The sequence below is a fragment of the Marinospirillum sp. genome, from assembly GCF_014859565.1.
Map to the genome: position 1 here is coordinate 1 of NZ_JACUUA010000113.1, position 11,289 is coordinate 11,289.

Annotated in this window: 11 protein-coding genes and 1 pseudogene; 6 read left to right on the plus strand and 6 right to left on the minus strand. The window is 50.4% G+C overall.

Annotated features, from left to right (window positions below; all coding sequences use genetic code 11):
• The coding region (locus IBX50_RS20750) for a hypothetical protein (RefSeq protein WP_366930726.1) at positions 1-141 on the minus strand (141 nt) is incomplete at its 3' end.
• 93 nt (positions 142-234) lie between these two features.
• Positions 235-492, minus strand: a complete 258-nt coding sequence (locus IBX50_RS20755; protein ID WP_366930725.1) for a hypothetical protein — start codon at positions 490-492, stop codon at positions 235-237.
• Positions 493-1,128: 636 nt separating this feature from the next.
• Between IBX50_RS20755 and amt the strand changes: the two genes are divergently transcribed.
• On the plus strand, positions 1,129-4,533 hold the full coding sequence (amt, locus tag IBX50_RS12945) for an ammonium transporter (RefSeq protein WP_292256451.1): 3,405 nt from the start codon (positions 1,129-1,131) through the stop codon (positions 4,531-4,533).
• Here amt and IBX50_RS12950 read toward each other — a convergent pair.
• Together IBX50_RS12950 and IBX50_RS12955 are read right to left on the minus strand one after the other, a co-directional pair.
• On the minus strand, positions 4,530-5,126 hold the full coding sequence (locus IBX50_RS12950; protein WP_292256453.1) for a LysE family transporter: 597 nt from the start codon (positions 5,124-5,126) through the stop codon (positions 4,530-4,532). The two genes, amt and IBX50_RS12950, sit on opposite strands and share 4 nt — an antisense overlap.
• Positions 5,127-5,327: 201 nt before the next feature.
• A complete protein-coding gene (locus IBX50_RS12955; RefSeq protein WP_292256455.1) occupies positions 5,328-5,615 on the minus strand; it encodes a hypothetical protein in 288 nt (95 codons plus the stop codon).
• 127 nt (positions 5,616-5,742) lie between these two features.
• On the opposite strand from IBX50_RS12955, the gene IBX50_RS12960 reads away from it, so the two are divergent.
• The 3 genes from IBX50_RS12960 (at position 5,743) to IBX50_RS12970 (ending at position 9,314) form a co-directional block, all read left to right on the plus strand.
• Positions 5,743-6,624 (plus strand): LysR family transcriptional regulator ArgP, encoded by an 882-nt coding sequence (locus tag IBX50_RS12960; RefSeq protein ID WP_292256457.1) that lies wholly within the window; start codon positions 5,743-5,745, stop codon positions 6,622-6,624.
• A gap of 121 nt (positions 6,625-6,745) precedes the next feature.
• Entirely contained in the window at positions 6,746-8,611 is a 1,866-nt protein-coding gene (locus tag IBX50_RS12965; protein ID WP_292256459.1) for a methyl-accepting chemotaxis protein, read from the plus strand.
• Between the two features lie 43 nt (positions 8,612-8,654).
• Positions 8,655-9,314: a metallophosphatase domain-containing protein gene (locus IBX50_RS12970; protein ID WP_292256461.1), complete on the plus strand. Its 660-nt coding sequence runs from the start codon at positions 8,655-8,657 to the stop codon at positions 9,312-9,314.
• Here IBX50_RS12970 and glp read toward each other — a convergent pair.
• Positions 9,295-10,500, minus strand: a complete 1,206-nt coding sequence (gene glp / locus IBX50_RS12975; RefSeq protein WP_292256463.1) for a gephyrin-like molybdotransferase Glp — start codon at positions 10,498-10,500, stop codon at positions 9,295-9,297. The two genes, IBX50_RS12970 and glp, sit on opposite strands and share 20 nt — an antisense overlap.
• A gap of 84 nt (positions 10,501-10,584) precedes the next feature.
• Here glp and IBX50_RS12980 point away from each other — a divergent pair, with 84 nt between their 5' ends.
• A complete protein-coding gene (locus IBX50_RS12980; RefSeq protein ID WP_292256465.1) occupies positions 10,585-10,869 on the plus strand; it encodes a type II toxin-antitoxin system RelB/DinJ family antitoxin in 285 nt (94 codons plus the stop codon).
• The gene (locus IBX50_RS12985) at positions 10,856-11,128 is read left to right on the plus strand and encodes a type II toxin-antitoxin system YafQ family toxin (protein ID WP_292256466.1); all 273 of its coding nucleotides are present in this window, start codon (positions 10,856-10,858) and stop codon (positions 11,126-11,128) included. The genes IBX50_RS12980 and IBX50_RS12985 overlap by 14 nt, the downstream gene beginning before the upstream one ends.
• Before the next feature lie 46 nt (positions 11,129-11,174).
• Here the strand turns inward: IBX50_RS12985 and IBX50_RS12990 are convergent.
• Positions 11,175-11,289: pseudogene (locus IBX50_RS12990) on the minus strand (molybdenum cofactor biosynthesis protein); the annotation flags it as partial.

Genomic DNA, 11,289 nt, shown 5'->3' on the forward strand with positions numbered 1-11,289 from the left:
TTCACCACTATCAGGAAACAGCAGGGTTACACTGCGGCGATCACATTGCAGGATCGTACCCAGCCCCAGTTCAACTTCGGCATCACTGATCCAGCGTTGTCCGGGAACAAAAGAAGGGTGTGCACGGGATGTGACAGGCATCAGGGGGAACTCCAGCAGGTGGCTTGCTCGAAAAGGGCGCTATCTTAGCGGATTGAGCAAGCCAGCCCAAGGGAAGATCTGGAGTTTTGGTGGTTAAAGTTTTACGCGGGTCAGGCGGCCTCCTTCAAGGCACTCGTATTCTGAAGAAAGTGCACGGATTAGCAGCAGGCCTCGCCCGCTGCATTGCAGGGTGCCGGGATTGGATTGTCGGACTGGATAACAGCCCCGGCCATTATGGCTGACCTGAATCCTGATCTCACCGTTGGTTCGCCATTGCAGACTGGCAACCAGCTTGTGGTTGTGCGTGAGCTGTTGCAGTTGTTTGTCGCGCAGGGAATAAAACTGCTCCATCCCATTTTCCTGATCTTTTAATCCGGATGAAAGCTGTAGTAACCCATGATCTATGGCGTTGTTGACTAGTTCAGAGGTGATAGTAAAAACCTTCTGACATATATCCAAGTCAAACTGATGATTCAGCAGCGTGTCTGCAAATTTATAATGTATCTGCTGATGCTGTATTTTGTTACCTTTGTATATTTCAAGCAGGTTTTTTGTATCCGATGACATAATTATGGGGTTATTAGCTATCCCATACTTTTTATAGGTTTTTGATGCTGTGCCAAGGGTGCTGTTCATTGCAGATTCCTTGTGGGACTCTTTTGTTATGATCTTGTTTTTATGGCGTGCAAGCTGTGTACCAGTGCGCTGTTTTTATAATTCATTAAATGAATATTTTCCAGTTTTTTGTTTTTTTTCTAATGCTTAAAGCAAACTTTATTTGGTTTGTATGCAAGTTGTTACGGCACTGTGTTGGTGCATTCTGCTTTTTATAGCACCACTATTAAACCTGATAAATGTAAGGTTTTTATTTTTATCATGTATCAAAATAGCGGCTTACAAAGTCAGCTCCGGAAATGGCATAAAGGTTGCTGCAGTCTTGAGCACGTAAAATGATGCTGTTCATGATGCCAACTCCGGGAGAGGAGTATGAATGAAAAGGAAGCAATTGATGCTCTGTGGCTGCTGGTGGCAGCCATCTTGGTTCTTATCATGCAGGGCGGTTTTTTATGCCTTGAGTCCGGGCTGACCCGCAGTAAAAATGCCATCAACGTGGCATTAAAAAATGCCTTTGACCTGTTGGTGGTGGTCACTCTTTACTGGCTGGTCGGTTTTTCTCTAATGTTTGGTAATCCATCCGGATGGTTGCCAGATCTGAGCTGGGCAGCCAAAGATTTCAGTCAGGTCAGTTTTGCCGAGGCCGGTTTCTTTTTTTTCCAACTCACCTTCTGCGCCACGGCGGCCACTATTGTGTCCGGCGCTATTGCTGAGCGCAGTCGTTTTATCATTTATGTTTTGCTGACCATCTTGATTACTGTAGTGATTTATCCTCTGGTGGGTCACTGGAGCTGGAGTAGTGCGTTTAATACTCAAGGTGGTTGGCTGGAGAATCTGGGGTTTGTTGATTTTGCAGGTAGTAGTGTGGTGCATGGTGTGGGCGGTTGGGTGGCACTGGCTGCGGTGATTGTGGTTGGCCCACGCCGGGGTCGTTTTGGTGATCAGGGTGAAGTGCATAATATTCCGGGCAGCAATCTGCCATTGGCGATGCTGGGCATGTTGTTGTTCATTTTTGGTTGGTTGGGTTTTAACGGCGGAAGTACCCTGGGTTTTGATGAGCGGGTGCCCGGAATTATCGTGAACACTCTGATGGCCGGTGCGGCGGGTGGCATAGTGGCTTTGGTGCTGAGTTATCAGTGGCTGGGTGGGCAGCAGGTGACACCATTGACCATCAACGGTGTACTGGCCGGATTGGTAGCCATCACTGCTGGGGCTCATGTGGTTTCTACACCAGCAGCCTTGCTGATTGGTGCGCTGGGTAGCCTGTGTATGCTGCTGGCTGAACAGTTGATGTTAAAGCTGAAACTGGATGATGCTGTTTCTGCGGTTCCGGTGCATCTGGTTGCCGGGATCTGGGGCACACTGGCAGTGGCTTTGTTCGGAGATGTCGAGCGGTTACAAACTGGTTTGTCATTTGCTGGTCAGTTGCAGATTCAGTTGTTGGGCATCATGGTTATTGGTGCTTTCAGTTTTAGTCTGGCGCTGGGTTTTCTGCTGGTGTTGCGTCGCCTAATGCCCTTGCGTGTTAGTGCCAGTGGAGAAGCAGAAGGGTTAAACGTGGCGGAACACGGTGCCCGCACAGAGCTGAATGAACTGCTGATGGCGATGGTGCAACAAGAAAAGACAGGTGATCTGCAGCAGAAAATGCCGGTGGAGCCTTTTACCGAGGTTGGACAAATCGCGGCTCAGTACAATCGGGTGATGGATAAACTGAACCGTATGCTTGTGCGTACTCGTCTGATTGTACGGGACATTCGTGATGGGGTGATCACCTTTACCGGTCAGGGTGTGATTACCAGTGTTAATCCCGGTGCTGAGCATCTATTCGGGCGAGGTCAGCATGAACTGGTGGGTCAGAGTACTGCCAGCCTGTTACATGCGGATTCAGCGGGATTGTTTCCTTTTATCAAGCTGGATCAATTGTTACCAGATTTGGCATCCGGCCAGAACGAAGGCCCGCATGAGTTGATCTCCCGACGCAAGGATGGCAGTGCGTTTTATATTGAGCTGACAACAGCGGCCAGCCCAACAGAAGGCGGTGTGCAATACAGTGCCGTGATTCGTGATATCAGTGAGCGCAAGCGTATGGAATCTCAGCTGCATAGTCATTCCGAGCTGGCGCAGGTCACACTGGAGGCCATTACCGAGGGTGTTATTACCTGTGATGGCAAGATGAATACGGTGTATCTCAACCCGGTGGCTGTCCATCTGACCGGTTGGAACTCAAGGGATGCTTTTGGTAAACCACTGGATCAGATTCTGCGGCTGCAGAATTCGGACGGTGAAGAAGTCAGTCCTTCATCACTTTGTGAGCAGCAGCAAAGCCAATGTCTGCAACTGCTGGCGCTGCAAGGTGAACCTTCCGATATAGAGCTGACACCAGCACCCCTGCATGACTCCGAAGGAAAACCAATTGGCTGGGTACTGGTACTGCAGGATGTGACTCACAGTAACCGCCTGCAGGCGCAACTGAGTTTTCAGGCCGTTCATGACACGCTAACGGGGTTAGTGAACCGGCGTGAGTTTGAGCAACGCCTGCTGACCATGATCCAAGAGGTGAACCATCAAGATTGTGAGCATGTGCTTTGTTACCTCGATCTGGATCAGTTCAAAATAGTGAATGACACCTGCGGACATCGTGCCGGGGACGTGTTGTTAAAACAGCTGGCTGCTACTCTAAAACCCCTGTTGCGTCAGAGTGATACTCTGGCTCGTCTGGGTGGTGACGAGTTTGGTGTGTTGCTGAATCATTGCCCGGTTGAGCGGGGGCTGGATATTGCTGAAAAGTTGCGCCAGACCGTTTGTGACTTTCGTTTTTCATGGGAAAAACGGGTTTTTGCAGTGGGTGTCAGTATAGGTATGGTGCATTTGGTTGCCCCTTGTGGAAACCTGGATGAGTTGTTAAGCCATGCAGATACTGCCTGTTATGCAGCCAAGAATATGGGGCGCAACCGGGTACATCTTTATGCACCTGACAATGCCGAAGTAAAAAATCAGACCCAGCAGATCCAGTGGGTTAATCGTATCCAACAGGCGTTGGATCAGGATCATTTCCGGTTGTATTGCCAGCCGGTGGTGCCGCTGACGGATCAGGAAGGCAGCTTGCCACATTATGAAATCCTGCTGCGGCTGGAGGATGAACAAGGACAACTGATTCCACCGGGTGCTTTTATTCCATCTGCTGAGCGTTTTAATCTGATGCCACAGATTGATTGCTGGGTGATCAGCAATACCCTCGCTTGGATGGGTGATCGTTTGCGCTCCAGCAACCAGCCCATGATTTGTGCCATCAATTTGTCAGGTGCTTCGATGGGGCATCAGGTGTGTTTGCAAACCATTCAACAGCAGATCGAAAAACACCGGATACCGGCGCATTATATCTGTTTTGAAATAACCGAAACCACGGCGATGGCAGACTTGAGCAAGGCGCGCGATTTTATTTGTGAACTGAAAAAACTGGGCTGCCGGTTTGCACTGGATGATTTTGGTAGTGGTTTATCTTCTTTTGGTTATCTGCGTGAGTTGCCGGTTGATTATCTGAAAATTGACGGGGTTTTTATCCGTGATCTGGCGGAAAATCGTATTGATCAGGCAATGGTGGCCTCCATCAATAATATTGGCCATATCATGGGTCTAAAAACCATTGCCGAATTTGTTGAAAATGCCGCCACACTGGATGTGCTACGGCAACTGGATGTGGATTTTGCTCAGGGTTACCACCTAGGCAGACCAGAGCCACTGGAAAACCTAGGTAATATTCGGATTATGCCGCGTTAAACAATCAAGGACACGGCCACCAGTACCAGCAGGCTACCCATTACCAGATCAAATACACGCCAATGCATGGGTGAACGTAACCAGCCTCCCAGTTTGCGCGAAAAACGGGTCAACAGGGTAAACCAGAGTGCCGAGGCGGCTGCAGCACCAATAACAAAAACACCCGGCTGGGCTTGCTGGGCACCCACACTGCCGATTAGCACCACGGTATCCAGATACACGTGAGGATTGACCAGCGAGATTAATGCCGCCTGCCCAGCCAGTTTTAAGGCACTGGCACCGGATGGTTCAGCACTGGCCAGCAAACCGGTAGAGCCCGTCCAGGCACGATAATAAGACTGGCTGGCTAACCACAACAGAATGGCAACACCCAGCCAGGTCAGCAATGGCACCAGCTCCGGCAGCCAATTCTGCACATGAGTCAGACCAAAAACCCCCAGTGCAATCAGCAGGGTATCCAGTGAAATACAGACAGCAGCAATCGCTCCGGGATGTTCACCGCGCATACTCTTGCCCATCACCCAGGCGTTTTGTGCGCCAATGGCAACAATCAGGCTGATGGCAACAATAAAACCTGTGAACAGCGAGGACATAACGCACTCCGACAATAAGAATCAGGGAAAAGATTTGCTATTGTCAGCAGCGTGTTGGTATTCGTCTAACGAATAATATTACTGAGATATTAGAAGCTCTAATGATGGCGGCTGAAGTTTAAGAGTCTTGTGACGGCCAAAGCTGGGATGTATGGAGTAGTCTGAGGATTCTGATAGTGTCATCGGTCCAGAAAAGACGCATTACTCAGAGGCCTTCAAAGCACGCTTTGTTGCTTCTCTTCTGGCGGCAAAGTGGCTTTCCACTTCACTGGCAGCAACAAGTCGTCCGGCATTTGCTGAATCCAGACCCTTTTGCACCTGATGTCGGAACCAGCGATCATGCTCAGCAACTTGTTGCTGTTGACTCACCAAGTCCCGCATAAAATCACGCAGTAGCTGAGCGCCAGTGCGATCCAGCGTTTTGGCGACAGAGGCAAACTCGGCTTTGAGTTGTTGATCGACTCGGAAAGTAAAAGTCGCTTCATTCATTGTTTGAACCTCATGTGTTACCTGTTAAGTACAGAATAACACAAGGATTGGATGCCGGAATACGAATGATCTAGAGCGTGTTAGCATTTATCCAATGTATATTTTTTCGTAGGAATTAAAAAATCTAATGATTGATTATCGTCTTCTGGCCGCTTTGGCTGCAGTAATGGAACAGGGTGGTTTTGATCGGGCAGCCAAACGCCTGCACCTGACCCAGTCTGCCGTGAGCCAACGTATTCGTTTGCTGGAACAACAACTGGGTGCGCCGGTTTTACAGCGCAGCACACCACCGGAGCTGACGGAGCTTGGACTTCGGCTGAACAATCATTATCAACAGGTGCGGCAACTGGAATCTGGGCTGGGGTTGGATGCAATGCTGGAGCAGGATCTGCAGGTGATCCGCCTGACCACCAATGCCGACTCATTGGCGACTTGGTTGCCGACCGCACTGGCAGCCATCGCTCCCTTGCAGCGAGTGCAATATGATCTTGTAGTGGAAGATCAGGATGTCGGTTTAAAGCGCATGAAACGTGGCGAAGTGATGGCTTGCCTGTGTAGCTCGCCTCGTGCCGTGAATGGTGGCAAGGTCAGCCATCTGGGTGTGATGCGTTATCGTGCTCTGATCAGCCCGAACTTATTGCAGAGCTTTGCTGCACCGCTCGACAAAAAGACGCTGGCACAAATCCCCTGTCTGGTGTTCAGTCGTGATGACCAGTTGCAGCACCGATTTTTGCGTGAGCTGATGGGGGTGTCAGCACCACAACAAATACATCTCTGCCCTTCTTCTGAGGGTTTTGTACAGATGGCACTGGCCGGTCTGGGTTTTGGCATGATGCCGGAATTACAAGTGCAGCAGTACCTTGCCAGTGGGCAACTGGTGGATTTGGTGCCCGGCCAGCATCTGGATATTCCGCTTTATTGGCATTACTGGCAAACCGAAAGCCCGCTAATGAAATCACTGCGCCATGCAGTGGAGCAGCAGGCTAAACAGGTGTTGTTATCTTTGTGAAATAACACGGTAAAAAAATCCTTAGTTATTTTGGTGCTTTTGAACTATTCCTTTAAAGGAGTTGATTCATTGGCACCATCAGATACGAGTCATGGAGGACTCTCTTTTACGGGACGGCACCATGAAACTTTCTTTCCAGAATAAGTTATTGCTCTCTGTAGCGGCCTTGCTGCTATTGGCCTTGTTATTGCTTGGTGGTCTGGCCGGTAATCTGCTTCGCAGTGAACTTAACCAAGCGCTGAATAGTGAAATCAACAACAATCTACGACTGATACATAGCCGTGCATCTGCATGGTTGGAAAGCAAATCCTCACTGATTGAATCCTTATCCGAACATTTACCTGCAGACCAGCAGCAGTGGGTCAGCAATCTAACGCTGGCGCGTAAATCCGGTGGTTTTGGTCTGGTTTATGTGGGAACCAGCGATGGCGAAATGGTGCAGTCCTTGCCATCCACTACGCTGCCTCCGGGGTTTGATCCACGCACTCGTCCATGGTATCAGCAGGCTCGGCAAAAACAGGGTTTGATTGTCACCTCGCCTTATCTTGATGCGGGTACAGGTGATCTGGTGATTTCTATGGCAATGCCTCGTCAGGCAGATGATCGAGATGTGATTGCCAGTGATCTGGCGATTACATCCGTGGTTCAGGAATTGCTGGCAACCGATTTACGCTGGACAGCTCAGGTTTGGATGCTGGATTCAACACAGAAGATACTGGCTCATCCAGATAGCAGCTATCTGAACCGTAATGCCGTTGAACTGCTGGGTGGTGTTCCCTTGCCTGCGCTGGGACAACAAGTTGCAGTTGAATACAATCAGCGTTACTGGATGGCAGCGACTATTAATGTGTCGGAGGCCGGATGGACTTTTTTGTTGCTGGTGGATGAAGCAGAAGCAAAAGCCGGATTGGTGGGGCTGGCTTGGCGTGCCGTGGTGTTTTCGGTGGTGATTATCCTGCTGAGTTGTGGCCTGCTGTTCTTGCTGGTGCGAATGTTGATGCAGCCGGTTAAGCGGCTTGCCACAGCACTGGAACAAATCTCGGAGGGTGAAGCAGATCTTACTTCTCGCCTGCAGGCTGACAAGGATGATGAATTCGGGCGAATGAGCTTGGCATTTAATCGGTTTGTTGAACGTCTGCAGCGCATCATGCAGCAGGTGATCGAGTTAACACGACAGCTGGATCAGGATGCAGAAAATGGACGTAAGTCTGCTGCAGACAACTTGCAACAACTGGAAAGCCAGCAAATGGAGATTACCCAGTTGGCCAGTGCGGCACATCAGATGTCGGTAGCGACCGGAGAAATTGCCGGTAATGCTGAAAGTACTGCCAGTCAGGCTCAGGAAGCTGCGGCCTCCACTCGGGAAGGATTAAAACTGGTTGAGGCAAACCGGGAAGGGATTTCAGGTCTGGCACGCCAACTGACTGAAGGAATGCAAAGCTTGCAGGAAGTGGATGATCAGGTGCAGCAGATCACCGGCATTCTGGTTACCATTCAGGGGGTGGCAGAACAGACCAATTTGCTGGCTTTGAATGCTGCCATCGAAGCAGCAAGAGCCGGAGAGCATGGTCGCGGTTTTGCTGTGGTAGCCGATGAGGTTCGGGCTTTATCTCAGCGCACCCGCTCAGCAACAGAAGAAATTCGCCAGATGATAGAGGCTTTACAGTCTTCCACAGAGCAGGCAGTTGTTCGTATGAAAAGCTGCCACCAGCAGGCTGATAACAGTGTGCAGGGCAGTGAGCACGCAGCAGAAAGGCTGGTTTCCATTGATCAGGCGAATACTCATATCAGTGATATGGCGGCTCAAATTGCCAGTGCAGTAGAAGAGCAGAATGCAGTGACCTCAGAAATTTCCGGTAATACTGAAAAAATCCGCACTGCATCCGATTTGCTGGCAGATCAGGCCGAAGCCGCTCGGCAGCGCTCTGAGCAGTTGCGTGCTGCACTGTCTAGCCTGAAGAGCTTGACCGATAGTTTTAAAGTGTGATGCCATGACTAGTCATGAGTGAATCCTTAACAGGGAGTGCAGTATGCGTTTGGTCGTGATCAGTGATACCCATGGACAGCACGAAGAGCTGGATATTCCTGATGGAGATTGTCTGATTCATGCCGGTGATTTTACCGGCTACGATTCGCCTGAGGCCTTAGATGCATTTGCTGACTGGTTCCAGTCACAACCCCATCGTCATAAAGTACTGATTGCCGGAAATCATGACCGCTGCTTTCAGCAGCAACCAACAACTACCAAAGCCAAGTTTCAGGGCTGGGTGCATTATCTGCAGGATAGTGGTTGTGAGTTGGAAGGGATACGGATCTGGGGTAGTCCCTGGACGCCACGTTTTTTTGATTTTTCTTTTATGCTGGCGCGACAAGGCGAGGCTATCAAAGAACGCTGGCAGCGTATCCCGCTATCAACCCAGCTGTTGATTACCCATGGCCCAGCGCAGGGCAAGGCTGATCTGACCAGCACTGGGATTCATGTCGGTTGTGAAGCCCTGCAACAGCGCTTGCAGCACCTGCCGGAGCTGCAACTGCATGTTTGTGGACACATTCATGAAGGTTATGGGTTTTATCCTGCCTCTCAGGGAGGTTATGCCACCGCCAATGCCAGTAGTTGCCGCTGGGCTGATCCGGGTATGAACCCACCGCTGGTGCTGGACTTCTTTGATCTCACGACTGATAACGTATAAAACTCACGGGGTCGCCGGGTTGGATGTCACTGCTCGGTGGCAAAACAGCTAGGGCATTGGCCCAGACCACCGAGCTGAGTACACCGGAATTTTGGTTGGCAAAGGATTGCAGCTGCCATTGCCCATCCTGTAACTCTGCCCTGACGCGCAGGTATTCCTGCCGGATTTGTGTGCGCCCACTGAACTTTGCTACACCCTGCTCCAGTGGCAGTTGACCGGATGTGTGCTGACCGGCAAGTTTTGCCAGTAATGGCCGCAGAAAAATCTGTGCACCCACAAACACCGAAACCGGATTACCTGGTAACCCAAGAAAACTGGCTTTGCCAATTTGACCAAAAGCGACAGGTTTGCCCGGCTTCATGGCGAGCTTCCACAGATTCAGTTGCCCGAGTTTTTCCACTGCCGGTTTGATGTGATCTTCTTCACCCACCGAAACACCCCCTGTGGATAAAACAAGATCAGTTTCATCCGCTGCTTGTTGCAGTGCTACTTCGGTGGCTTGTTGAGTGTCTGCAATATTACCAAGATCCACGACTTCTGCGCCCAGTGATTGCAATAGGGAGCACAACATGGGCCGATTGGAGTTATAAATTTGTCCGGCTTTTAAGGGTTGCCCCGGCATCACCAGCTCATCCCCGGTTGCCAGTAAAGCTACTCTTGGGCGACGCAGCACTTCAACCTCTGCCTGCCCCACACTTGCCAGTAAACCTATATGGCGGTAATCCAGTCGGATTCCCTCCGGCACAACAACCTGCCCCACGGTTATATCCTGTCCACAGGGGCGAACGTTTTGACCTTGTTGCAGATCAGCAGGGATAACGGCCTGACCATCAGCGGTTAGAGTCACCACCTCCTGCATCACAACGGTGTCTGCACCAGCGGGGATTTCTGATCCGGTGAAAATACGGGCGCAGGTGCCCGGCTTCAGTGGCTGGGGTGCGCTGCCTGCCGGTATACGTTGGGAAACAGTCAGCGTCTTGCCACGATCAGCCCAGTTTATAGCATAACCATCCATGGCCGAGTTATCTGCCGGAGGCACATTCACACCAGACACCACGGGTTTTGCGGTGATGCGCCCGGTAATCTGATCGAGCGGCAGGCATTCTGATTCCTGAACGGGTTGAATGGATAACAACATCTGCTCAAGAGCAGTGGCAACGGGGATCAGCGGGGGATGTGCAGTCATGAATCAACCTTTGAGCCTTGTTAAACGAAACATGTGTTTTGTGCTACGATGTTATACATAGCAACACGATATGGAGTCTGCACCATGAAAAGCGAAATGCTCAGCACCCGAATTGATCATGACACAAAAGCCGCATTCACCAGCATCTGTGATGAAGTCGGTCTCAGCCCCTCTCAAGCCCTGAAACTTTTTGCTCGGGCAGTAATTAATTACGGAGGAATACCCTTCGAGATTAAAGCCCCGCAACCCAATGCAACCACCGCAGCGGCAATACAAGAGCTGGCACAGGGCAGAGGCCATAAAAGCCAGTCTGTGGACACCCTGCTGAATGAGTTGACCGAGGGAAAAGTGGATAATGCTTACCCTTGAGTATTCAACACAGTTCAAAAAAGACTTTAAAAAAATCACAAAGCTAGCCATTCCTGACATCCTCGAAGTGGGAAATATCATTACCCAGCTTCAGCGTGGTGAAACTCTCCCCGCAAAAAATGTTGATCATCCCCTCACTGGGAATTGGCTTGGGTTCAGAGACTGTCACATCAAGCCAGATCTTGTTTTGATTTACAGGGTAGCTGGAGATACGCTCCAGCTCGCAAGAATCGGATCACATAGCGAAATCTTCCAGTGAACTTGTCTACACCCCTTGGGGTTTTTGATTCTTCACCTGTGCCTTGTTAACTATGCAGTTGTTTGCCGTTCAGCAGGATACCGACAAAGTTGCAGGGTTTGTGACGAGCATCCAGTTGTTCCTGCAGGATTTTGTTCCAGCCGGTTTTGCAGGCTCCGGTG

Excerpts from the sequence above, each read along its gene's own strand:
- IBX50_RS20755 (WP_366930725.1), bottom strand. The coding sequence starts at position 492 with ATGGAGCAGTTTTATTCCCTGCGCGACAAACAACTGCAACAGCTCACG.
- amt (WP_292256451.1), top strand. The coding sequence starts at position 1,129 with ATGAATGAAAAGGAAGCAATTGATGCTCTGTGGCTGCTGGTGGCAGCC.
- IBX50_RS12950 (WP_292256453.1), bottom strand. The coding sequence starts at position 5,126 with ATGTCCTCGCTGTTCACAGGTTTTATTGTTGCCATCAGCCTGATTGTT.
- IBX50_RS12955 (WP_292256455.1), bottom strand. The coding sequence starts at position 5,615 with ATGAATGAAGCGACTTTTACTTTCCGAGTCGATCAACAACTCAAAGCC.
- IBX50_RS12960 (WP_292256457.1), top strand. The coding sequence starts at position 5,743 with ATGATTGATTATCGTCTTCTGGCCGCTTTGGCTGCAGTAATGGAACAG.
- IBX50_RS12965 (WP_292256459.1), top strand. The coding sequence starts at position 6,746 with ATGAAACTTTCTTTCCAGAATAAGTTATTGCTCTCTGTAGCGGCCTTG.
- IBX50_RS12970 (WP_292256461.1), top strand. The coding sequence starts at position 8,655 with ATGCGTTTGGTCGTGATCAGTGATACCCATGGACAGCACGAAGAGCTG.
- glp (WP_292256463.1), bottom strand. The coding sequence starts at position 10,500 with ATGACTGCACATCCCCCGCTGATCCCCGTTGCCACTGCTCTTGAGCAG.
- IBX50_RS12980 (WP_292256465.1), top strand. The coding sequence starts at position 10,585 with ATGAAAAGCGAAATGCTCAGCACCCGAATTGATCATGACACAAAAGCC.
- IBX50_RS12985 (WP_292256466.1), top strand. The coding sequence starts at position 10,856 with ATGCTTACCCTTGAGTATTCAACACAGTTCAAAAAAGACTTTAAAAAA.